The organism is Xenorhabdus hominickii (assembly GCF_002632725.1).
Classification (GTDB): Bacteria; Pseudomonadota; Gammaproteobacteria; order Enterobacterales; family Enterobacteriaceae; genus Xenorhabdus; species Xenorhabdus hominickii.
The window spans coordinates 416392-440767 of record NZ_NJAI01000002.1 but is presented as its reverse complement, the minus strand read 5'-3'; the positions used below and the strand labels follow the sequence as shown (position 1 = coordinate 440767).

The following is a 24376-nucleotide window of genomic DNA, read 5'->3' as shown; positions in this document are numbered from 1 at the left end:
ATTTTAGTTAGGTAAAAGCTTAACGAGTCTTAATCACCAAACGATTACTCTGTTTCACTTCTTCCATAACAACATAAGTACGAGTATCGTTAACACCCGGGAGACGCAGCAACGTTTCACCCAGTAGTTTACGGTATGCAGACATATCTGGCACACGCGTTTTCAGCAAATAGTCAAAATCACCAGAAACTAAATGGCATTCTTGGATTTCTTCCAGTTTCTGGACTGCTGTATTGAATTGTTCAAATACGTCCGCTGCACCACGATTCAGCGTAATTTCAACAAACACCAGCAATGATGCGTCCAAATAATGAGGATTCAGCAAAGCTGTATAGCCAGAAATGAAACCCTGACGCTCTAAGCGACGTACACGCTCCAGACAAGGCGTTGGTGACAAACCAACACGCTTGGATAATTCCACATTAGAAATACGGCCGTCTTTTTGCAACTCATTAAGGATATTTCGGTCTATGCGATCAAGATCTTTTCCTGGACGCTTCTTATTATCAATCATCTTATTGCTCTCTCTTTATATTCCTACACCCAAACATTTTCCCTATCTCTGTCAAGCAGTTGAGCTGGAAAAGATGTCTTCAAAGGCCAAAGCTCAATCTGTAACAGAGTTTTGAAGCCTACTTCAATCTCCCAGAATACGATGTTCCAGAATTCGATTGATTAAAACACGACTTACCAGAACACCATTTTCCAAAACATTAGCTCCCAAAACACTACGTTTTCAGAAAGCAGCTTAACAGCAATTTTTAATATTCTATGAGAAAATCACCCACGCTAATTTGTCTATTTTATAGAAACAATTGATTAGCGGGATAGATAATTATCCCTTACCCAGATGTTTTCGCAAATGCACAGCCGATTGTCAAAGTAAATGAATAAAAATCAGAACAACCTACCAAACAAATTTTCAGTAAAACGTTTAAATAGCTCGTTTCATGACTTAAATGAATAAATGATGTTCGATTCAGAAATTTAAGTCACCTATCCTTACATTTCGATTACATCATAGTTACTATCTATCGGTAAAATCGTTAATAACATAAATATTTTATCTGATAATCGCTTTTTTTAACTTATTATTTCTCCTACAATCCCTAAATCTGCAATATGCGATAATGGAAATGAGGTATTCATGAGCACAGCCAAACACAGTAAACTCATCATTCTTGGCTCAGGTCCTGCTGGTTATACCGCTGCTGTTTATGCAGCCCGCGCTAATTTAAACCCTGTTCTCATCACTGGAGTTGAAAAAGGCGGCCAATTGACCACCACAACTGAAGTTGAAAACTGGCCCGGTGATCCTGAAGGGCTGACTGGCCCAGGCTTGATGGAACGTATGTTCCAACATGCTGAAAAATTTCAGACTGAAATTATTTCTGATCATATTCAGAAAGTTGATTTCTCAAACAGGCCATTCCGTTTATATGGAGATGATCAGGAATATACCTGTGACGCATTGATCATCGCGACGGGTGCTTCAGCTCGTTATCTCGGTTTGCCTTCCGAAGACGCATTCAAAGGTCGGGGGGTCTCTGCCTGTGCAACATGCGATGGCTTTTTCTATCGTAAACAGAAAGTTGCTGTAGTCGGCGGAGGTAATACTGCTGTTGAAGAAGCGCTGTATTTAGCGAATATTGCCTCGGAAGTGCATTTAATTCACCGTCGTGACACTTTCCGTTCAGAGAAAATTCTGATTGACCGCATGATGGATAAAGTTAAAAACGGCAATATCATCCTGCATACAGATCGAACACTGGATGAAGTGCTGGGTGATGATATGGGTGTTACTGGGATCCGCATCCGCGATACGAAAAGTGACAATGCTGAAGAACTGGATGTCACTGGTGTTTTCATCGCTATCGGTCATAGCCCGAATACGGGTATTTTTGCTGGTCAGCTTGAATTGGAAAACGGATATATCAAAGTTCAATCTGGATTGCACGGCAATGCCACTCAGACTTCCATTCCGGGAATCTTTGCCGCTGGAGATGTCATGGATCATGTGTATCGCCAAGCTATCACTTCAGCTGGAACAGGTTGTATGGCTGCACTGGATGCTGAACGTTTCCTTGACGGATTGGCAACCAAATAATCTACCTTCCTTGAAAGCGCTATTTCGATAGCGCTTTTTTACAGGTAGCATAAAATCTAGTAGTTTGAGCTTCATCTTACTGGCCTTTTTGATATTCAGTATCACCACCTGTGGATCAGAATTTTTTCTTATGGACAAATCAAGACAATCTGAACTTGTTCGATGGCTGAGGCAACAAAGCGCCCCTGCTCGTCGGTGGCTTCGTCTATCCATGATGCTCGGCCTTATCAGCGGATTATTGATCATCTCTCAAGCTTGGCTCTTAGCGTCAATCCTTCAAGCCCTGATTATGGATAATGTCCCCCGCGAAAACCTTACCAATCAGTTTCTGATGCTGGCAACAACTTTTGCATTAAGAGCAATCAGCAATGCCATCCGAGAGCGTGTCGGTTTTATCTGTGGCAAGGTTGTGCGACAGCAAATCCGCAATATGGTGTTAGATAAACTGGAACAGTTAGGGCCAGTATGGGTTAAGGGAAAACCTGCCGGAAGCTGGGCGACTATCATCCTAGAACAAATCGAAGATATGCAGGATTTTTATTCCCGCTATCTGCCCCAAATGACCCTAGCAACCATCATTCCTATCTTAATCCTGGTTACTGTGTTTCCGATTAACTGGGCCGCAGGGTTAATTTTACTTGTAACCGCCCCATTAATTCCTTTATTTATGGCTCTGGTTGGGCTAGGAGCCGCAGATGCCAATCGACGCAATTTTGTTGCTCTTAGCCGATTAAGCGGTAATTTCCTTGATCGTTTACGAGGTCTGGAAACTCTGCGTCTATTCCATCGAGGAACAGTGGAAGTTGAGCAGATCACTGAATCAACAGAGAAATTTCGTCGTAGAACAATGGAAGTACTACGCATGGCATTCTTATCTTCCGCCGTTTTGGAGTTTTTTGCCGCAATTTCCATTGCCGTTGTTGCCGTCTATTTTGGTTTTTCCTATCTGGGAGAATTATACTTTGGCAGCTACGGAATAGGCGTTACGTTGTTTGCAGGCTTTCTTGCTTTGATCCTTGCCCCCGAATTTTTCCAGCCACTGCGCGATTTAGGTACGTTTTACCATGCCAAAGCTCAGGCAATCGGAGCGGCAGAATCACTTTTCACGCTGCTCAGCAGTGATGGTGAACAAGCAATAACCAGCGGCGAGAAAACATTATCAGATAATGGAGCCGTCACTATTGAAGCGCGTGAACTGGAGATTCGCTCACACGATGGACATCGTCTTGCTGGCCCATTAAATTTTACGATTGATAAACATCAACGAATCGCTCTGGTTGGGAAAAGTGGCGCTGGCAAAAGTTCATTGATCAATGTATTGCTAGGATTTCTTCCTTATGACGGCTCTCTGAAAATCAACGGCCTTGAACTACGTGAACTCAATCTCACCAAATGGCGGGAACATTTGAGTTGGGTTGGGCAAAACCCACATCTACCAGAACAAACACTGCTCGATAATATTCGTCTTGGTCAATATGATGCAACGCAAGAGCAAATTAATGATGTGATGGAACGAGCTTACGTCAGTGAATTTGTTCGCGAACTCCCCGATGGCGTTGATACGCTCGTCGGGGACAATGCTGCTCGTTTGTCTGTCGGACAAGCTCAACGTATTGCCGTAGCACGAGCCTTATTAAATCCTTGCCAATTGATGTTATTAGATGAACCAGCCGCCAGTCTTGATGCCCATAGCGAACAGCGTGTAATGACAGCTCTGAATCAGGCTTCTCATCAGCAAACCACATTGCTGATCACTCACTTGCTGGAAGAAACGCTAACCTATGATCAGATTTGGGTAATGGAAAACGGTTTGCTGATTGAAAAAGGTGATTATCAGAGCCTAAGTCAGTCTCTAGGTGCATTTTCCCGTCTGTTGTCTCACCGCAGTGTGGAGCTTTAATCATGCGTGTATTACTCCCATTTCTCGCCCTTTATCGTCGTCACTGGTTTCTTATCAGCTTAGGTATAGTGCTGGCGATTGTGACTATGTTAGCCAGTATCGGCCTATTGACACTTTCAGGTTGGTTCCTTGCCGGGACTGCCTTAGCAGGATTCGCGGGGTTATATACATTTAACTATATGCTACCTGCTGCCGGCGTTCGTGGAGCAGCTATTTTCCGTACTGCGGGTCGTTATGGTGAACGACTTGTCAGTCACGATGCCACATTCCGGGTATTAGCACATTTACGGGTTTTTGCTTTTCAAAAAATCCTGCCACTTTCTCCGGGAGGTATTGCTCGTTTTCGTCAGGGTGAATTGCTAAACAGGCTTGTGGCTGATGTCGAAACGTTGGATCACCTCTATCTGCGAGTTATTTCTCCTGTTCTTACTGCATTTGTTGTCATAGTCGTTCTGACTTTTGGCTTGGGGTTCCTTGATACCACCCTCGCCTATACCCTAGGTGGTATTATGTTAGGGTTACTGCTGATATTGCCTTTTGTATTTTACTATGCGGGAAAACCCTACGGCAGAAGCATCACCCTGCAACGTGGCCAATATCGCACATTGCTCACCAGTGCCTTGCAGGGACAGGCTGAATTAACTGTATTCGGCGCACTTAAACGTTTCCGTCAATCCATGACAGAAATTGAATACAATTGGTTAAAAAATCAGCAAAAACAAGCCAATTTGACAGGGTTCTCACAAGCCATCATGATTTTCTTTACCGGCATGACCGTGACGCTAATGCTTTGGCTGTCTGCGGCGGGTGTTGGTGGAAATAGTCAACCAGGTGCATTGATAGCTTTATTTACATTTTGTGCTCTTGCTGCCTTTGAGGCCCTTGGACCAATCACCGTTGCATTTCAACACATGGGGCAAGTTATTTCATCTGCGACACGTGTTTCCCAATTAATGTATCAGAAGCCGGAAGTCACCTTCCCTGCTCACGGGCCACAAGCAAATAACAACCTCAGCCTTGAGATAAAAAATATTAATTTCACCTACCCTGACCAACCGCTGCCAGTCTTGAAAAATATTTCACTATCCCTGACATCAGGTGAGCATATTGCTTTACTGGGCAAAACAGGATGTGGCAAATCGACGCTGTTGCAGTTATTGACCCGTGCATGGGAAGTTAATAGCGGTGAGATTCAACTCAATCAACACCCTATTTCCAATTATGATGAAACAACGCTGCGATTAATGATGTCTATCGTTCCTCAGCGTATCCATGTATTCAGCCATACCTTACGCGAAAATCTTTTGTTGGCAAAACCCGATGCCAGCGATGATGAGTTAGCCATTATACTGAAACAAGTGGGTTTAGAGGGCTTGCTAGACACTAATGAAAAGCTAAACTGTTGGATGGGGGAAGGTGGGCGTCAACTTTCCGGTGGTGAACAACGCCGTTTGGGCATAGCCAGAGCATTATTACACAACGCTCCTTTAATGCTGCTGGACGAACCAACCGAAGGGCTTGATGCCGACACTGAACAACAGATTCTGGCGTTGTTACACCATCATTGCCGGCACAAAACACTGATTGTCGTTACCCATCGACTAACGGGTTTACAACATATGGATCGGATTTGTGTTATGGATGGGGGGCGTATTATTGAGCAAGGCCAACATGATATGTTACTCGCTCAGCAAGGGCGTTATTATCAATTTTATCAGCGACAGAGCTATCCTGAGCTGGAGTATTCATCTTATGTCTATAGCTCAACTAGATAACTCATATGAGTTTCCCCACCCAACCAATGCGCTGGCAGAGCCTAATGGTTTACTGGCGTTTGGTGGTGATCTCAGTGCAGAACGTTTAAGAGTAGCTTATCATGAAGGTATTTTTCCATGGTATTCACCTGATGAGCCTCCTTTATGGTGGTCTCCCGACCCTCGGGCGGTATTAATTTCTGGAGAATTACATACTGGCCGTACATTACGTCGTTTTATTCGCAAACATCCTTACCAAATTACTGTAAACTATGCTTTCGATGAAGTGATATATAATTGTGCACAACGACAAGAAGGTACTTGGATCGGGCCGAATGTGCAGCAAGGTTATCAAATCCTGCATCAGGAAGGGCAGGCTCATTCTATTGAAGTTTGGTATGACCGCCAACTTGTGGGCGGCTTGTATGGTGTTTGTGTGGGTACTCTATTTTGCGGTGAATCCATGTTTAGCAAAATGGAGAATGCATCCAAGTGTGCTTTTGTGGCATTCTATCACCACTTTTTACATCATGGCGGTCAATTATTTGATTGCCAGGTATTAAATCACCATACAGAATCGTTGGGTGCTAAAAATATCCCAAGGGAAGAATTCCTCCAGTCTCTTTATCAATTAAGAGGACAATCATTACAGTCAGGCTGCTGGCCTGCTCAAATGCTGGATTTATAGTCGCCCTTAGGGACTGATCTTGTTCGCGGTGGGAATGTCACTATATACCATATGTGTAAAATAATGGTTTAAAATACGACATTCCTTTACATAATGAGGGTTTTTCGGCATTATCTTGCCGGTTAAAACTATGGTTGTTACATTTAGAGGATTAGATGGCCAAAGAAGAAAATATTGAAATGCAAGGTACTGTGTCAGACACACTGCCAAACACCATGTTTCGTGTCGAATTAGAGAACGGACACATCGTTACAGCTCATATTTCAGGTAAAATGCGTAAAAACTATATTCGCATCCTGACTGGAGACAAGGTTACAGTTGAAATGACTCCATATGACTTGAGCAAAGGCCGTATCGTCTTCCGTAGCCGCTGATAGACAGACCTTTTTACACCACAGGCGATAATTATCTTTCAACGCTCACCTGTGGTGTTGCTCTGTTTTTCCAGCTTTACAAAACAGCATCTTCCGGTTTCTTTTTGCTGTTTGATTTTTGTGCGCTTTTGAAATCGTACGTCAGTGTCTGTTTACCTTTATCTAAATTGATCCTGACCGATCCACCATGCACTAATGAACCAAACAGCAATTCATTAGCGAGAGGTTTCTTAAGGTTATCCTGAATCGCCCGAGCCATAGGGCGGGCACCCATTGCTTTATCATAGCCTTTATTGCATAACCATTGACGGGCATTTGCACTGATTTCCAGAGAAACGCCTTTTTCGTCCAGTTGAGCTTGCAGTTCAACGATAAATTTATCAACAACTTGCTGAATAACTTCAGACGAAAGTGCATCAAACCAAATAATGCCATCAAGACGATTACGAAATTCAGGTGTGAAGATCCTTTTTATCTCTTCCATTCCATCAGTGCTGTTATCCTGCTCAGAGAAACCGATAGATTTACGCTGTATCTCACGTACTCCCGCATTAGTTGTCATCACTACAATAACATTGCGAAAATCCGCCTTGCGACCATTGTTGTCAGTCAATGTGCCATTATCCATCACCTGTAACAATAAATTGAACACATCCGGATGGGCTTTTTCAATCTCATCCAGCAATAGCACAGAATGAGGATGTTTTATAATAGCATCGGTCAATAACCCGCCCTGATCATATCCCACATAACCCGGAGGCGCGCCGATTAAACGACTGACCGTATGACGTTCCATATATTCTGACATATCAAATCGCAATAATTTGATATTCAATACCTTGGCAAGCTGAACAGTAACTTCCGTTTTCCCAACACCCGTAGGCCCTGCAAACAGGAAAGAACCTACGGGTTTATGATCCTGCCCTAACCCAGCTCGGCTCATCTTAATGGCTTCCGTCAATGCACCGATGGCTCGATCCTGACCAAAAACCAACATTTTCAAACGATCATCCAGTGTTCTCAGAACATCTTTATCACTGGCCGACACAGTTTTTTCTGGGATACGAGCAATGCGAGCAACAACAGATTCAATATCAGCAACGTTGATCGTTTTCTTACGACGATTCACCGGAACTAATCTTGTCCTTGCACCCGCTTCATCAATAACATCAATGGCTTTATCCGGTAAGTGGCGATCGGTAATGTACTTCACCGATAGCTCAACCGCAGCACGGATGGCTTTCGCCGTATAACGAACGTCATGATGTGATTCATATTTGGCACGTAGTCCATTGATAATTTGTACCGTTTCCTCAGACGAAGGCTCAAGAATGTCAATTTTCTGAAACCGACGAGCTAATGCCCGATCTTTTTCAAAGATATTGCTGAATTCATGATAAGTCGTCGAGCCAATAACTCTGATACGCCCGCTGGACAGTAATGGCTTGATAAGGTTAGCTGCGTCCACCTGACCGCCAGAAGCGGCACCTGCGCCAATAATAGTATGAATTTCGTCAATAAAGAGAATGCTTTTGTCGTCTTGCTCCAAAGTTTTTAACAAAGCCTTGAAGCGCTTCTCAAAATCACCTCGGTATTTCGTACCCGCCAATAATGAGCCGATATCCAGAGAGTAGATGGTACAGTCCTGTATAACCTCAGGAACGTCTCTTTGGACAATACGCCATGCGAGTCCTTCAGCAATAGCAGTCTTACCAACACCAGACTCCCCAACAAACAGGGGGTTATTCTTACGGCGGCGACACAGTACCTGAACAGTTCTCTCCAATTCAAGCTGACGCCCGACCAGAGGGTCAATTTGACCTTTCTGTGCCAATTGATTCAGGTTAGACGTGAAATTTTCCAATCGATCTTCACTGATGACCTGTTCTTCCTGAACTGGATTGAGACTTTGGTGAGAATCGAGATCAGGTTCATCCTTACGTGTTCCATGCGAAATGAAATTGACGACATCTAATCGACTGACGTCGTGCTTACGCAATAAATAAGCAGCCTGAGATTCTTGTTCACTAAAAATGGCAACCAATACATTCGCTCCGGAAACTTCTGAACGCCCCGAAGACTGAACATGAAACACTGCGCGCTGTAAAACACGCTGAAAACTCAAGGTGGGTTGTGTATCCCTGTCATCATTTTCAGATAACAGAGGAGTGGTTTGTACAATAAAATTTTCTAATTCCTGGCGTAACATCGCCAGGTCGACTTTACAAGCCTCCAGTGCTTCTCGCGCTGATGTATTACTTAACAACGCCAGTAGCAGGTGCTCTACAGTCATAAATTCATGTCTGTTATCCCTTGCTTTGGCAAAAGCAATGTTGAGACTAAGCTCCAGTTCTTGATTGAGCATAAGCACCTCCTCCTAAAATCAGTAAGCCAGATCAGACCTTTTCCAGCGTGCAAAGTAACGGATGCTCGTGCTCCTTAGCATACATGTTCACTTGCGCAGCTTTAGTTTCTGCGACCTCTGCCGTATAAATTCCGCAAACTGCTTTCCCTTCATGGTGGACATTCAGCATTAGTTGCGTTGCTCTTTCAACATCATAAGAAAAGAACTTTTGCAATACGTCAACCACAAACTCCATAGGGGTATAGTCATCATTGTTGAGAACGACCTTATACATGGATGGAGGCTGTAATTTTTGCTTTGCTTCATCCTTAATAAATTCTTCTACTTTCAAATCGTTATAAAACTCAGTCATTATTCTTCCGCTGGAGTATTCACTTTCCGCTGGGTTTTAGTATGAACTAATTCATTCTACAACTATATATTTTATCACTTCGTTAAGTACTCTGCTCACCTCCCTTTGATTTCTAAATAGAGATTTTATCTAAAAACCAGATACCGTTATCTATATCAAACTTTAGCCATTTGAGACAGCTTGACGTTACTTCTGTGCTTGACGGCGTAATGAATTTCACTACAGTATATTTTATGAACACCGCGCCCTGTCTGGGTGTTTGTTCATAGTTTGAAATTTTTAATGACTCCTAAACCCGAAATAGTGATACGAGGGATAGAGAAGTATGGAAACAGGTACTGTTAAATGGTTCAATAATGCAAAGGGCTTTGGATTTATTTGCCCAGCTAGCGGCGGCGATGACATTTTCGCTCACTATTCAACTATTCAGATGGATGGTTATAGGACGTTAAAAGCTGGGCAAAAAGTGAATTTTAGTGTTCATCAAGGCCCCAAAGGTAATCACGCCAGCCTTATTCTGCCTTTAGACGATGACCAAAAATCAAAAAAGAATGATGTAATAAATTCGTAATTCTCACGCCACAAGTAAACGATAGGCTTATTTGTGGCGTGCTATCAACAGAGTTCATTTCGCTCTATGCGCGCTTTTTTTACCAGTCAAATTTGATGCAGCGTCATCTTCTATTCTCTTGCCAATGCTTCTATAGGATCAAGACGAGCGGCGTTTCGGGCAGGCAGGAAACCAAAAATTACTCCAATTGCTGTTGAGCAACCAAAGGCAGCGATAAATACAATAGGGTTATAAACGAAATCCCATGTAGGCAATAGCTTGTGTACAATCCAAGATACACTGTAGGATAAGCTAACGCCCAATACACCGCCCATCAGACAGACCAAGATAGCTTCAATAAGAAATTGCTGCATAACGTCACCAGCTCTGGCACCCACAGCCATTCGGATACCTATCTCGCGGGTTCGTTCTGTAACTGATACCAGCATGATATTCATCACACCAATCCCACCAACGATCAAAGATATTACCGCCACCAGCGTTAAAAATATTTGCAGAGTTTGTGCTGTTTTTTCAATCGCTTGGATTATTTTATCCATATTTACAGTATGAATATCTTTTTTACCATGACGGAATGTCAACAATTGCTTCAGCTTTGTTTCCACATCTTCGGAGGAGTAACCATCTTTCACTCTGACAACAACCGAATCAAAGTAATTTTGATTGACCATACGACTATTCATCGTACTGTAGGGCAACCAGACTTGTAATATATTACCGTTGTAAAAATTTTGCCCATTGGCAATCACTCCAATGACAGCTAAAGGTATATTTTCCAACAGTAGCTCTTCGCCAATGACTTTCTCCTGATAAGGAAATAATTTTTTACGTGTATTCTCATCAATAATAACTACCTGAGCCTGATGATGTAACATTTCTAATGTAAAAGGCATGCCTTGCGTAAATTTCATGCCATATACATGAAAAAAATCATTTCCTACACCATACATCTGTGTACTGGCATCAATGTTACCTCGACGTAAACGTCCACTTTTCATGAATTCAGGGGAAACAGCCAGAACATAAGGCTGAGCTTTTATTGCAGTGATATCGGCAAGCTTCAGTGACTGCATATCAAAGTTATTATTACTGCCAAAGTCTTTTCCGGGGTAAATATTGATAGAGTTAGTTCCAATCGATTTAATATTTGATAACACCATCGATTTTGCCGCATTACCAATCACTATGATCGTGACGACAGAAGCAATGCCAATAATGATGCCAAGCATAGTCAGCAAAGTTCGCATTTTATTGACGATCATGGCGCGCCATGCCATCAATAGTGCTTCATTGAAACGCCCCCAGATTTGTTGAATGGAAGAGGTATTTGTATCTACTGGTGAATAGTGACTATCCATTTGATATTCAACAAGGCGTGAATCACTCATGATTCGACCATCTTTAATCTCAATTATCCTTTGAGCCTGTGCTGCAATCTTCGGGTCATGAGTAACAATAATAACCGTATGTCCTTGTCGACAAAGCTGCTTCAAGATATCCATCATTTCCTGGCCTGAAGCACTGTCCAATGCTCCCGTCGGTTCATCAGCCAAGATCACTTGCCCACCATTCATCAGTGCTCTGGCAATACTGACTCGCTGTTGCTGCCCTCCTGAAAGCTGACTTGGCTGATAATTAATGCGATTCCCTAATCCAAGACTATTCAGCAACTCAATGGCCCGCTCACTACGTTGAATTTTAGCAACACCAGCATAAATCGCCGGTATCTCAACATTTTGCTCAGCAGTTAGATGCGCCAATAAATGATAACGCTGAAAAATAAACCCAAAGTATTCCCTACGCAATTCTGCCAATTGATTGTTACTCAAATCAGCAATATTTTTTCCGGCAATCCAATATTCCCCGCTGCTGGGTTTATCCAGACAACCCAGTATATTCATTAACGTAGATTTACCTGAACCAGAAGCCCCAACAATCGCCACCATTTCTCCGGCCTGAATGGATAATGAAATATTATCCAAGACGTTAACGTGCTCTTCTCCTGCTAGATAACTACGGCTAATATTTTGCAGTTCCAGTAACATTTTCATCACGACGCCTCTGTGTCACTGTCACTACTGGTGATCACGCGTTCATTTTCCTTCAACCCCGAGATAACCTGAACGTTGATGTTATTAAAAGCACCGACTGTAATTTTGCGTTTTTTTTCTTTTCCATCATGCAATACGCTGACTTCATATTCAGTAGCCGATATCTGCTTTCCCAGAGCCAATATGGGAATCATCAATACATTATCTATTGTCTGAAGATTTATCTTCACTTGGGCAGTCATTTGCAATCGCAGGATATTATTAGGATTAGGTACTTCAAAGCGGGCATAATAGAAGATGGCATTGTTCACAACCAGGGGGGTTGGCAGAATATCTTTTAAGACCCCATAAAAGTGTTTTTCAGGCGCCCCCAAAGTGGTAAACGACGCTTTTTGTCCCGGATTCAATTTAATGACATCTGCTTCTGATATTTCTGCATTGACAATCATGGTATCAAGATTTGCCAATACCAGAATAGTCGGCGCCTGTTGTGCCGCAATAACAGTCTGTCCCTGAAATGTTTTGATATCTACCACAATACCCTCTATGGGTGCTGTGATACGGGTATACTGCAAATTTGTTTTGGCGGTATCCAGTTTGGCCTGATTTTGTTTAATTTGAGCCATGAGATCATCCACTTTGGCGGCTTTAGATTGCATACTCGTTATGCTGATATCTAATTCCTGATGGGACTCTACCTGTAATTTAAACAAATGCCTCAGGCGCTTTACTTTGATTTGAGCAAGTTTCAGTTCCGCCTGCGCTCCACGGAGATTAGCTTCCAGAGACTTCGCTGTTTCCTGCGCTTCTGCTACCATATTTTCTGCTGTTTGCGGATCAAGTCTTGCCAGTAATTGGTCCTGTTTAACCTTATCCCCCAAACTCACATATAGCTCTTGTAGCTGACCACTAACCTGAGCACCTACATCAACTTTACGGACAGCATCCAACTTACCTGTCGCCAGAACACTTCTTTCAAAGTTGCCTTTTATAACCGTACTAGTCTGATATATAACTATTTTTGGTTGGTGAAAATAAGATATCCCCCCCCCTGCGACGACGAGAACAAAACCAACATAAATCCAGAAATGCTTGACGCGGAGAAAATTCATCAATAAATATCCATTATTAGAAAATTAGATCTAATTGCCTCAATTTACTGTAGGCAACGTCAACAAACTCTATCAACAACTTATTTTTTATAAGAAAAATTGCTAAACCTCACCTTTCCGCTTAAAAACACGCGATAAAAACGTGTCAGCACTCAATTAACTTTTCTTCTAGCCAACCACACAACTCTGGAAAACATCTCTTTCAAGAGTAATGGAATAGCTGCAACGCCACGTTCTGCAGCATAACTTGCAACAGAGATCGCTAAATCAGGTTTGGAAGAACGCTGTATTGCCTTTGTAATCACTTTCCTTGTTGAGAGTTTGGTATCCTTCGGAGTATTAGCAACTTCATGATAGACATCACTAAAACCGACCCGATATAAAAAATGCTCCATATCTAACGCAGGTAAAGAAGTTAATCTGTTGTTGTTGGTATCATAGGTGTGTTCTGCAAATAATTTCGCAGTAGCTGCATATTTTTTACCGGCATCATCCCCATCGACTAGTGTATGCCACTCAATTCCCATTCGATTGGCAAATTTTAGTAATGGTTTTAAACCACTTTGGGAAAATTCAATCACTTTAATCCCCTCTGGCTTAAAATAGTAACCACATTGTCGAGCCAGATCGTTGATCAGCCAGACTTCAGTTTCTCCTTCAACCAACAACCAGCAACGGGCAAATAACGCGGATGGACGATTAAAATGTATATGGAAAGAGACACGACGTACCTCTTCCGCAGATAAATAATTTTCTCCCAAACGGTGAGCTACAACGCGATTGGGATGCCTGACCAAACGGCAGACTCCACGGAGAGGAGCTTGGGATAACAGCTCGCCGGAATTGGTGGTTGTGATCCGTTGCAGAGAAAATAAATTCATCAATCCCCATGAAATTGAAAGCATAATCGGATGTAAACGTGTTTCTGGATTTTCAACAATGATCAGTGGATGAGCATGGGAATCGAGGAAGATGGCACCGTTTGATTGAAGTAACGAGGAAAAGATACTCAAGATAATCAAACGAACATTGCGCTGATTGGGCTTTGAACTGATCCGATGAATACTGTCTAGCACCTGCCAACCACGCTGTCTAGGGTCATGACGATCTTTATTGCTGTTACTCCGGTGTCTGATATTTTTCTGATCAAACAAGTAAGTCCTTTGTTCTGCAAAATAATACCCAATCAACTGTTTCATAGCCTCCAAGCCTTGCCATAATTCCCCATTGGTTAATTTCTGAGGGTTATTCATCAGCGCTGAAGCCAATTGTTCCATTTTTTCCCTGAGATCTTTACGATCATAGCTATCGTCAGTCTCAATTGCTTCTTTTAATGGCTCATTGATAAAACGGGCATCCCGTAAACGCAACACAGGGTATAACCGAATAATTTCGCGCAATAAAAGTTCATCATCATGTAACCGCAAAGAATCACCCTGTTTATTCAAAAAACAGCGGTGGGTATATACAGTACCGTCTTCCTGTAATTCTCCACTAACACGTAAATAAATACACTTAAGCGCTTGTTCCGAATCAACCCATAAGGGGCGCAGATTGCGTAAATGTGTTGCACGATGATGCCCGATCTGTTTTTCACAGAATGTTAGGATAATTTGTAAATCACGTTTTCTAGCAGAGTGTTCATCCCAAGAGTGATAAAAATCCCGTTCATTAAAGTGATAAAGTTCCGGCTTAGGTGACAATAAAACCGTTAATGCATCTAAAAGGCTGGATTTACCCCACGCATTTTCACCAATCAGAATCGTATTGTCATCAAGTACCAGTGATAATCTATTTATACCTCTAAAGCCGGAAATTTCCACACGTTCCAGAAACATACGCGCCCCTTTTTATATCTGATTTACTTAGTTTTATTTGTTGCGTCCATTTTCTTGATGGATAAAAAATACGTTGAATTTCAGTATGCTTACCTTTATTCTATTTGTTGATTCAGTGTAAATTTTTTGTTTAATTATATTTATTGGTCTTTGTACTGGTTTCTATCATTAAAACTAGATAATAAAATTTTTTCTTATTGTATAAGGATGTGAATCATGTATTCAGGGTTATTAATTATTCTCCTGCCTTTAAGTCTAGGCTACCTTATTCATTTGAATAATAAATCAGTATTAACTCTAGTACACCAGCTACTCCATGCCATGGTTTATGTCATTCTCATTCTGATGGGCGTTAGCCTTGCTATGCTGGAAAATTTAGGCAGTAATCTACTTTCTATCCTGCTATATGCGACAACATTTTTCCTATGCATATTTATAACTAATATATTAGCGCTTTTTCTCTTGGATAAACGAGATCCGTGGGTTGTTAATTCACATAAACAGGAAAAGCCCCCATCTCGATTACATATGGCATTCGATTCTTTGAAATTATGTGGCGCATTAATCTTGGGATTTATTATTGGGTTAACCGAATGGTCATGGTTTCATTTTGCCACTAATGCCAGTAAAATTGCCTTAATATTTTTACTCTTTCTGGTTGGTATTCAACTGCGCAATAACGGTATGAGCTTAAAACAAACCCTGTTGAATCGGCGTGGCATGATTATCGCTTTGGTGGTTGCCATTAGCTCCCTGCTGGGCGGTGTAGTGGCTGCATTCTTATTGGGATTACCGACTAAAACCGGTCTTGCCATTGCATCCGGATATGGCTGGTATTCCCTTTCTGGTATTTTACTTTCTGACGCTTATGGGCCAGTACTGGGACCAGTACTGGGAAGTACCGCATTTTTCAATGATCTCGCTCGTGAACTGGCATCAATTATGCTCATTCCTATACTCATTAATCGCTATCGCTCAACTGCACTGGGTCTCACTGGGGCTACTTCAATCGATTTTACCTTACCAATCTTACAACGTTGTGGTGGTGTTGGGATCGTGCCAGCCGCCATCGTTCATGGTTTTATATTGAGCTTAATGACTCCTTTATTCATTGCATTTTTTACTCAATAGCTTTTATCCAATAGGATGTAATATTCGTCAGGCGCGAAAAATGACTAAAAGAAACCTTTTCGGAATAAAAAATAAACCAGTTGATTAAATTGAGATCTAAAAACAATCTAAAAAAATGTCTATAATTTGATTAGTTAAGTCACTAACTTGATAAAAACAACAATTTTATGCAGAAATTATTGCATAGTTATTCTGATGGGATTAATATCCCATCAATCTGCTAACTATTCACATTTTTCGCATGAGCATTCAATTAAAAAACATAAATTGTTTCTATGGCACACACCAAGCCCTGTTCGATATCAATTTTGAATGCGTAGCAGGGGAAACTGTGGTATTACTGGGGCCTAGTGGTGCCGGCAAGAGTTCTTTGCTCCGTGTTTTAAATCTGTTGGAGATGCCTCGTTCAGGGCTGCTTAGTGTGGCAAACCATCGGTTTGATTTCAAACAACAGCCTAATCACAAAGAAATCCAGACATTGCGCCAAAAAGTAGGTATGGTCTTTCAACAATACAATTTGTGGCCACACTTAACTGTGATGGATAATCTGATTGAAGCACCATGCCGAGTATTGAAACTGTCTAAACAACAAGCGCGGGAAAAAGCGTCAAAGCTACTTTCCCGTCTTCGTTTGAATGAATTTTCTAATCGTTTTCCACTGCATCTTTCTGGTGGTCAGCAACAACGTGTTGCCATTGCACGAGCATTAATGATGGAACCTCAAATTCTATTATTTGATGAACCCACTGCTGCACTTGATCCTGAAATCACTTCTCAAGTAATTGACATTATCAAAGAGTTGGCAGGAACCGGTATCACCCAAATTATCGTGACTCATGAAGTGGAAGTAGCCCGAAAAACAGCAAGTCAGGTTGTATATATGGAACAAGGACATATTATCGAAAAAGGTGACGCAACGCATTTTGCACGCCCACAAACGGAAGCTTTTGCTCATTATTTATCACACTGATATGCCATACTGAATCCGTTATATCGATAATCAGTTATAAAACAAACATAAACAACATTTATCAACCACAATATTCATGAACGACAGGATATGGCTATGAAAAAATTATTGTTTGCAGCCTTGTTGAGTGCCGTGACTTTATCAGCAACTGCCGCAGAGAAAGAAACTCTCCGTTTTGCCACAGAAGCAACTTATCCTCCGTTTGAATTTATTGGTGAAAACAATAAAATCCAAGGATTTGATGTCGATTTGGCTGATGCCATCTGCGCTAAGCTCAACGCAGAATGTACATTTACCAATCAATCTTTTGATAGCCTGATCCCCAGTCTGAAATTCCGTCGTTTTGATGCTCTGATGGCAGGTATCGATATTACGCCAGAGCGCCGGAAACAAGTTGATTTCACCCAAACCTATTATGATAACTCTGCCATTTTCATTTCCATTAAAGGAAAATTTGCTCACATTGCCGAGCTGAAGGGCAAACAGGTAGGCATTCAAAACGGTACCACTCACCAAAAGTATTTGATGGAAGAGCATAAAGAGATCAAGACAGTACCTTACGATAGCTATCAGAATGCGATCCTTGATCTGAAAAATGGCCGTATTGATGCCGTGTTTGGTGATACCGCAGTTGTCAATGAATGGCTGAAAAAGAATAAAGAATTAAGCACCGTTGGTGACAAAGTGACAGACAAAGATTACTTTGGCACCGGCTTAGGAATTGCCGTTCGCAAAGGCAATACAGCATTGCTGAACAAACTCAACAAAGCACTGGTTGAAGTTAAACAAGACGGTTCTTATGACACTATCTATAAAAAATGGTTTAAATAAACAGAATCCCAATGAGTGAACTTCAATCTTTAATCAGCGCTGCCGGTATTACCGTCGGCCTTGCCATTTCCTCACTTGTGGTTGGTTTGGTTCTGGCAATGCTTTTTGCTACATGGGAATCCATTCGCTGGAAACCTATCGCTTTCTTAGGCTCCTGCTGGGTAACATTGATCCGAGGGTTGCCTGAAATTTTAGTTGTTCTCTTCATCTACTTTGGAAGTTCACAACTTCTCATCACGCTGTCAGAAGGCTTTGAAGTCAACCTGATTGTCTGGCAGTTCAAGATACAGATGGAAATTAACAACTTTGATGTCAGCCCGTTCCTCTGTGGTGTTATCGCACTTTCATTCCTTTATTCCGCGTACGCATCGCAAACATTAAGGGGAGCATTGAAAGCGATCCCGATGGGGCAACGAGAAGCAGGACAAGCACTGGGGTTAAGCCAAAGTCGCATCTTTTTTCGCTTAATCATGCCGCAGATGTGGCGTCATGCCCTGCCAGGGCTTGGTAATCAGTGGTTGGTTCTACTCAAAGATACAGCTTTGGTTTCCTTGATCAGTGTTAATGATTTGATGTTACAGACAAAAAGTATTGCGACTCGTACACAAGAGCCATTTACATGGTATATGATTGCCGCTGCAATCTATCTGGTCATCACACTGGTGAGCCAATTTATCCTCAGACGGATTGAAATGCGCACGACTCACTTTGAACGGAGCGCTTCTGATGTTTGAGTATATAAAGGATATTTTGCCTGGTCTGCAAACCAGCCTGAGCCTGACCGTTACAGCTCTGCTAGTTGCATTTATGCTCTCTGTGGTTTTAACCCTGATTCTGGCAATGAAGTTGCCTGTGCTCTCCCAATTGGTCAAAGGTTATATCACGTTATTTACCGGAACCCCTCTACTCGTTCAGTTTTTTTTGATTTACTACGGGCCGGGGCAATTTCCATCGATAAAAGAGTACCCGTGGTTATGGAAACTCATGTCAGAACCCTGGCTATGTGCAATGGTTACTCTGGCATTGAATAGTGCCGCTTACTCAACCCAGCTCTTTTATGGGGCATTTAAAGCGATTCCAACGGGACAATGGCAATCTTGTCAGGCTCTTGGTATGTCCAAAATACATTCTATGCGCATTCTGCTACCTTATGCTTTCAAGCGGGCGCTCTCTTCCTATTCCAATGAAGTTGTCCTGATTTTCAAGAGTACTTCACTTGCCAGTACGATCACCCTATTGGATCTTATGGGATATAGCCAACTTCAATTCGGACGCAGTTATGATGTAACCGTATTTGTTGCCGCAGGTATCATTTACCTTTGCATAAATGGCCTTTTAACTCTGCTAATGCGTATGATCGAACAACGAGCCTTATCATTTGAACACCGCAATTAATCATACTTCATATTCAACCATTTGATTTTCAGACCATCTACCACGCAATAACCATTGGTTATCGCGTGGTAGATACATATTTAATCTTGCAACTTATATGTTGTCAGGTTCAGAAGCCTGGTTATTTTCAAGAACCAGTAACGCCAACGTTTCATAATGTTCGGTATGAGGAAATATGTCGAATAGTTGTACTTTTTCTATGCGATATCGTTTAAGCATAGCAACATCTTTCGCCATGGTTTGAGCATTACAACTTGAATAAAGAATATAATCAGGAGCCATCCGGCCAAGATATTCACAGAGTTCTTTGCCTATACCTCTACGGGGAGGATTGACTAACACCAACTCAGGTATTTGTGATTTATCAAGGGCAAAATGGGTAGAATCTAAAGCCTGAAACTCCACTTGTTCCAATCCAAGACTTTTAGCTGAACGTTTGGCGCAATCAATAGCCTCAGCACTGATCTCAATACCCGTTAACTTAGTCGCTTTATCTGCACAATGCAGACCAAAGCCACCAGCACCACAAAACAGATCCCACATACTGCTAATATTCAACTCCCTGACCCAGAGCCCTGCTGTTGCATACAATTCTGAAGCAATCTCTGGGTTAGTCTGGAAAAAACTACGCGGGCGAATATACAACGGGATACCGTTAAAAGTTTCCTTTAGCATTTTGCGTTCAGTAAAAATGATCTCTTTTTCACCTTCCAGAATCGCCATATGAGTCGGCTGAATATTGGCGGAAATCACTGCCAATTGAGGCAATTGTTCCTGCAACCATGGCAAAGCCCGCTCTAACTGAATCAGTTTAATTTCCGAACGCAAAACAAATCGCAGCATCATTTCGCCATTAGCACGGCTTTCTGTCAGAAGAATATATTTCAATTCTCCTTTCTTTCGTTCCACGTTGTACGGGACCAAACCAGCTTTAGCGATAAATGTTTTTATTACTTCAAATACTGGCTGAAAATATTGTGGATACAATGGACAATCACAAAGATCCACCGTTCTACCATCACGATGCAACATGCCAAGTAAAGGGCGTTCAACACTACCACTCACCACCATCTTGGCTTTATTACGAAATTCGCTTGTCTTGCCAGTCACTGGCAATAGCCAATGTATTACGGACATTTCCTGTAAAAGTTGCTTTAAATGTTGTTGCTTATCAGATAATTGTTGTAAATAGGACTTATCGAGCCACTGGCAGGAGTGACAATGCCCCGCAGCATACTGCACACATTGCATTATAAAAAAACCGTATCAAAAAATATTAGTGCAAGGTAAAAGTTGATGTGTTCGTCGAAGCCAAAGATTCTTCTTCCTCAACTTCCATCTCACTTTCCATATCATGATTCACATAGAGAAGATTATTACTGTGAATTTCAAAAATCACGTTAGCAATTTGCTCTTCACCCTGTTTCATAAAATTGGAAAACTGAGAGAAAGTCATGCCAGCAGCAATAGGAAATGCCTGACAAACAATCAACTTAGGTAAGTTTTCATCCTGAACATCGAGGAATGCCTTAATGGTGAGAGAACTGGCATTAATCTGGCTCAAATTGGCAACCAATGGAATTATTGCAGTTGGTCTGACTTCTGCCAGAGCAGAAAACAACACAACATCGCCCAACAAATCAAGCTTGGCATCAAACAAACCATCAATATTCTGCATATGAGGCAAATGCAAGACTGAATTTGAATCATTCTCAAAATAAGAAATTTTTAGCCGTTCAAGCCACGTACGCAATATTGACAAATTGGGAATAACCATAGAATCCATCGAATTAACCTCATATGACCAAGAAGTTACACATACTACCTTAGGGGAAGACCCTGTTAAGTAGAAGAGTGACAATAATTAACCTATTTTGTTTTTTCATCATCAGAGGCAGCCTGATGATTTTTATCCGCTTTCTTATGATCAATTCCCAAGAAGGAAAGATTATAGACTGCACGCCAGATAATATGGATAGCTGCGGGGATCAAACACCCGATGCCCAATAAGATCATAGCAATGTGTGCTTCTGTCGTCATTAATAAAGGCGATAGAATTATGCTATCAGTTATCGACAAATACGCCAAAACCAATAGGATAACTCCAAATAATTCCAATAAAATGACTAACTTAGGCATATCTGCCAATGAGCGCATCTCTTTTGATGAATCTATTTTCATTTTCTACCAACCATTCAGCTCTACAAATAAATATCCGATTTCTTTTCCTTAAGCTCACTTACCGGCAAGCTATCATACCTGAATCTCTTCCATTGGCAGGACTAATTACAATAAAAGGTAATTCCCACTTTTTTTTATTAACACTTACAGGCATAGTAACCCCAGATGACAATTTATAAGATCAGTAAGGAGTTAGTATGTACACTGTTATTTTTGGTCGCCCAGGTTGCCCATACTGCGTTCGTGCCAAAGAATTGGCTGAAAAATTAAAAACAGATCGTGACGACTTTGATTATCGCTACATTGATATCTGGGACGAAGGCATCACCAAAGACGACTTATCGAAAACAGTGGGTAAACCTGTTGAAACTGTTCCTCAAATCTTCATTGATGAAAAACATATTGGTGGCTGCACTGATTTTGAAGCTTACGCGAAAGAAAATCTGGAACTATACAAATAAGTTAAAAAATTTTTCAATTTTTTTCTTGATGATGAGAACTTTCGCGCTATAGCGTAGTCTTAATTATTGCCACTGCTTTTCTTTGATGTCCCCATATTGAGGAGCCCGATAGTCATCCACTTTGGTTAAAGACTATCGGGTTTTTTATTGCTCACAGTACTATCTACCTACTACCTACGCATATCTACCTGCTCATATGCAGAGTGAAAATTATTTTTCTTTACTATCATCATCATACCCACTAAATTCCGTGTTCCGTCGAGACAATACATCCCCAACCACATAGCCAATAGTTAACAATGTGATTAGGCTATGAGACTGGGTTGAGTAAGCGGGACCAACAAAAAGGCAATTTTAAAAGATGAAGCATAAATATAATTTACTCATGCAACATCAACAAACGTTAAATCACATAATGAATTAATGAAATTTATGTTTAAGATCCTGCGTTATAAAACTATTATTCGTAACAATACATTGTAAAATATCATCATCATAATTACGTAAATATTGCGCTTGTGAGGCTTACTTTGCTAGAACAACTTAACCACAACTTGTTTACTTTTATCAACGCAACACCTGATTCATCACCAGTAATGATCTCGCTTGCAATCCTTATCGCGAAATATTTCGTATTTATTTACCCCATCACATTAGCTACTTTATGGCTTTGGGGAAAAGAAGAAGCCATCACAAATCAACGTATTGTTGTCAGTAAATCCTGTATTGCCTTTGCCTTTGGTATCACTGCATCGTATATCATTGGAATATTTGCTCCTCATGCCCGGCCGTTCGTTGAAGGTTTTGGTCATAACTTCCTTGAACACGCCCCTACGGAATCTTTTCCCAGTAACCACGGTACAGCAGTATTTACCTTTGCATTAGCAGTTATCTTCTGGCACCGTACTTGGCTGGGTGCTTGCCTAATGATTATCGCCTGTGCAATTGCTTGGTCTCGGGTCTATGTCGGTGTGCACTGGCCGATTGATATGGTTGGAGCATTTTTAGTCAGCCTGATGGGATGTGCCTTTTCCCAAGTATTCTGGAGCCTGTGTGGTGATCCTATCCAAAGTAAACTAACTCGCCTTTACCAATTCTGTGGAGCATTTTTCATCAGAAAAGGATGGATAAAAAATTAGTAATAGTCCCCCCTTCTATGAAGGGGGGACTATTACTAATGATACAGAACAAGAGCTCGGTATCTGTCCAGTTAACTACATTTTATCTTATAAGAATACCGTAAAACCGTCTGAGAAGGCCCATTCACATCGGGTTTATATCTGGGTAAGAGTGGAATTTACCTTGCATGCCATGACGTATAACTTATCAAGGGTAGTTGTCTCGATATTATAGGTGATTTTTAGTCAGTTATTGATGTAAATAACAGGCAATAAAAATGCGATGTAAGTTTACTTTTCCATCCGTAGAAAAAAAGCGCCGAGATTTTGCAACACTCTTGCATTGGACAAGGGTGAGTTAATTTACCTTAAGTTAAGGTGCCCATATAAAATATATGGTTTTATTTTATCCAGATCAACCACTAACATTTATTTAACTTTTACATGTCAATTAACATGACGGAATAAAACCCTTCGTTATATTTAACAATATACAACCAAGAAATGATTATGATTTCTTTACAAATAAAGCAACTGCGGATAAAGTATCCACACTTTAATTTCATGATTAAAAAATTCATTAATGCGTAATCAATAAAAATCAACAATATATTTGAATTAAATATACTCTAGATGAACATAACAGATAAAAATATTTCCTTTTTTATCATAATGTTAAACCATATCATTTATATGCGATAATAGTATAGTAAAGATAAAAAAATGATATTTATCATACTACTTAAAATTTTTTCATTCTTAAACCAAATACTATATTAATATATGAATAATTTTGTAGGTGACATAAATAAACAAGATTATTTAAAAAAAATAATCATATATCTTGTGCCATTTTGTTTATCTTACCTTATTTAATATTTAATCAACATATCTATAAAGGTTCGTAACAAACTGTCTTTTCCATATAAATCTTGCAATTGCGAGAGCGATCACGGTACATTTCACTGAAAATAACTATATTTTCCCTATCAAAAGTCAGGGATAAGTTTTTTGATTAAAATATCAAAAAACACATTGCAGAAGAATTCAATTCTTTTGTTTTAAATGAGCATATTTTGAGCATATCATTAATGTAGTAATAAAAACGTTTAGATAAACATCAACTCAATATCTGACAACTTATTATTCATATAAATAGAATCAGGCTCGCGCATTT

General features: G+C 40.9%; 22 protein-coding genes. 13 read left to right on the top strand and 9 right to left on the bottom strand.

What is annotated here, in order from left to right; all coding sequences use genetic code 11:
- Nucleotides 1-19 precede the first annotated feature (19 nt).
- Entirely contained in the window at nucleotides 20-514 is a 495-nt protein-coding gene (lrp, locus tag Xhom_RS09175) for a leucine-responsive transcriptional regulator Lrp (RefSeq protein ID WP_004256338.1), read from the bottom strand.
- A gap of 633 nt (nucleotides 515-1147) precedes the next feature.
- On the opposite strand from lrp, the gene trxB reads away from it, so the two are divergent.
- From trxB to infA, 5 genes are all read left to right on the top strand, one after another.
- Nucleotides 1148-2107, top strand: coding sequence for a thioredoxin-disulfide reductase (gene trxB / locus Xhom_RS09170; protein WP_069316398.1), 960 nt, complete (start codon nucleotides 1148-1150; stop codon nucleotides 2105-2107).
- Nucleotides 2108-2237: 130 nt separating this feature from the next.
- Nucleotides 2238-4007, top strand: a complete 1770-nt coding sequence (gene cydD, locus Xhom_RS09165; RefSeq protein ID WP_069316399.1) for a heme ABC transporter permease/ATP-binding protein CydD — start codon at nucleotides 2238-2240, stop codon at nucleotides 4005-4007.
- Between the two features lie 2 nt (nucleotides 4008-4009).
- Entirely contained in the window at nucleotides 4010-5782 is a 1773-nt protein-coding gene (gene cydC / locus Xhom_RS09160; RefSeq protein WP_069316400.1) for a heme ABC transporter ATP-binding protein/permease CydC, read from the top strand.
- A complete protein-coding gene (gene aat, locus Xhom_RS09155) occupies nucleotides 5760-6449 on the top strand; it encodes a leucyl/phenylalanyl-tRNA--protein transferase (RefSeq protein ID WP_069316401.1) in 690 nt (229 codons plus the stop codon). Before cydC ends, aat begins: the two co-directional genes overlap by 23 nt.
- 155 nt (nucleotides 6450-6604) lie before the next feature.
- A complete protein-coding gene (gene infA / locus Xhom_RS09150) occupies nucleotides 6605-6823 on the top strand; it encodes a translation initiation factor IF-1 (RefSeq protein WP_069316402.1) in 219 nt (72 codons plus the stop codon).
- A 76-nt stretch (nucleotides 6824-6899) separates the two neighbouring features.
- Here the strand turns inward: infA and clpA are convergent, their stop codons facing one another.
- Complete coding sequence (gene clpA, locus Xhom_RS09145) at nucleotides 6900-9188, bottom strand: ATP-dependent Clp protease ATP-binding subunit ClpA (RefSeq protein WP_069316403.1); 2289 nt, start codon at nucleotides 9186-9188, stop codon at nucleotides 6900-6902.
- A 31-nt stretch (nucleotides 9189-9219) separates the two neighbouring features.
- A complete protein-coding gene (gene clpS / locus Xhom_RS09140) occupies nucleotides 9220-9540 on the bottom strand; it encodes an ATP-dependent Clp protease adapter ClpS (protein ID WP_069316404.1) in 321 nt (106 codons plus the stop codon).
- Between the two features lie 325 nt (nucleotides 9541-9865).
- On the opposite strand from clpS, the gene cspD reads away from it, so the two are divergent.
- Nucleotides 9866-10111, top strand: coding sequence for a cold shock-like protein CspD (gene cspD / locus Xhom_RS09135; protein ID WP_069316405.1), 246 nt, complete (start codon nucleotides 9866-9868; stop codon nucleotides 10109-10111).
- 110 nt (nucleotides 10112-10221) lie between these two features.
- On the opposite strand, the gene macB is transcribed toward cspD, so the two are convergent.
- The 3 genes from macB to Xhom_RS09120 form a co-directional block, all read right to left on the bottom strand.
- On the bottom strand, nucleotides 10222-12162 hold the full coding sequence (macB, locus tag Xhom_RS09130) for a macrolide ABC transporter ATP-binding protein/permease MacB (RefSeq protein ID WP_069316406.1): 1941 nt from the start codon (nucleotides 12160-12162) through the stop codon (nucleotides 10222-10224).
- Nucleotides 12162-13274 (bottom strand): macrolide transporter subunit MacA, encoded by a 1113-nt coding sequence (gene macA, locus Xhom_RS09125; protein ID WP_069316407.1) that lies wholly within the window; start codon nucleotides 13272-13274, stop codon nucleotides 12162-12164. Before macA ends, macB begins: the two co-directional genes overlap by 1 nt.
- A 152-nt stretch (nucleotides 13275-13426) precedes the next feature.
- Nucleotides 13427-15112 carry an ATP-dependent nuclease gene (locus tag Xhom_RS09120; protein ID WP_069316408.1) on the bottom strand — a complete coding sequence of 562 codons (1686 nt, stop codon included), beginning with the start codon at nucleotides 15110-15112 and terminating at the stop codon, nucleotides 13427-13429.
- Nucleotides 15113-15328: 216 nt separating this feature from the next.
- Between Xhom_RS09120 and Xhom_RS09115 the strand changes: the two genes are divergently transcribed.
- The 5 genes from Xhom_RS09115 (at nucleotide 15329) to artM (ending at nucleotide 19439) form a co-directional block, all read left to right on the top strand.
- Nucleotides 15329-16243 (top strand): LysO family transporter, encoded by a 915-nt coding sequence (locus Xhom_RS09115; RefSeq protein ID WP_069316409.1) that lies wholly within the window; start codon nucleotides 15329-15331, stop codon nucleotides 16241-16243.
- A 241-nt stretch (nucleotides 16244-16484) separates the two neighbouring features.
- On the top strand, nucleotides 16485-17213 hold the full coding sequence (gene artP / locus Xhom_RS09110; protein ID WP_069316410.1) for an arginine ABC transporter ATP-binding protein ArtP: 729 nt from the start codon (nucleotides 16485-16487) through the stop codon (nucleotides 17211-17213).
- Between the two features lie 96 nt (nucleotides 17214-17309).
- Nucleotides 17310-18044: an arginine ABC transporter substrate-binding protein gene (gene artJ, locus Xhom_RS09105; protein WP_069316411.1), complete on the top strand. Its 735-nt coding sequence runs from the start codon at nucleotides 17310-17312 to the stop codon at nucleotides 18042-18044.
- A gap of 11 nt (nucleotides 18045-18055) precedes the next feature.
- Nucleotides 18056-18778 (top strand): arginine ABC transporter permease ArtQ, encoded by a 723-nt coding sequence (gene artQ, locus Xhom_RS09100; protein WP_069316412.1) that lies wholly within the window; start codon nucleotides 18056-18058, stop codon nucleotides 18776-18778.
- Nucleotides 18771-19439 carry an arginine ABC transporter permease ArtM gene (artM, locus tag Xhom_RS09095; RefSeq protein WP_069316413.1) on the top strand — a complete coding sequence of 223 codons (669 nt, stop codon included), beginning with the start codon at nucleotides 18771-18773 and terminating at the stop codon, nucleotides 19437-19439. The genes artQ and artM overlap by 8 nt, the downstream gene beginning before the upstream one ends.
- A gap of 93 nt (nucleotides 19440-19532) precedes the next feature.
- On the opposite strand, the gene rlmC is transcribed toward artM, so the two are convergent.
- The 3 genes from rlmC to Xhom_RS09080 all read right to left on the bottom strand — a co-directional run bounded on the left by rlmC (nucleotide 19533) and on the right by Xhom_RS09080 (nucleotide 21620).
- Entirely contained in the window at nucleotides 19533-20690 is a 1158-nt protein-coding gene (gene rlmC, locus Xhom_RS09090; RefSeq protein WP_069316414.1) for a 23S rRNA (uracil(747)-C(5))-methyltransferase RlmC, read from the bottom strand.
- A gap of 25 nt (nucleotides 20691-20715) precedes the next feature.
- Nucleotides 20716-21225, bottom strand: coding sequence for a type III secretion system chaperone family protein (locus Xhom_RS09085; RefSeq protein ID WP_069316415.1), 510 nt, complete (start codon nucleotides 21223-21225; stop codon nucleotides 20716-20718).
- Nucleotides 21226-21308: 83 nt separating this feature from the next.
- Nucleotides 21309-21620, bottom strand: coding sequence for a YbjC family protein (locus Xhom_RS09080; RefSeq protein WP_069316416.1), 312 nt, complete (start codon nucleotides 21618-21620; stop codon nucleotides 21309-21311).
- Nucleotides 21621-21817: 197 nt separating this feature from the next.
- Between Xhom_RS09080 and Xhom_RS09075 the strand changes: the two genes are divergently transcribed.
- Both Xhom_RS09075 and ybjG read left to right on the top strand, forming a co-directional pair.
- Complete coding sequence (locus Xhom_RS09075) at nucleotides 21818-22081, top strand: GrxA family glutaredoxin (RefSeq protein ID WP_069316417.1); 264 nt, start codon at nucleotides 21818-21820, stop codon at nucleotides 22079-22081.
- 530 nt (nucleotides 22082-22611) lie between these two features.
- Nucleotides 22612-23220, top strand: coding sequence for an undecaprenyl-diphosphate phosphatase (gene ybjG / locus Xhom_RS09070; RefSeq protein ID WP_069316418.1), 609 nt, complete (start codon nucleotides 22612-22614; stop codon nucleotides 23218-23220).
- Nucleotides 23221-24376 lie beyond the last annotated feature (1156 nt).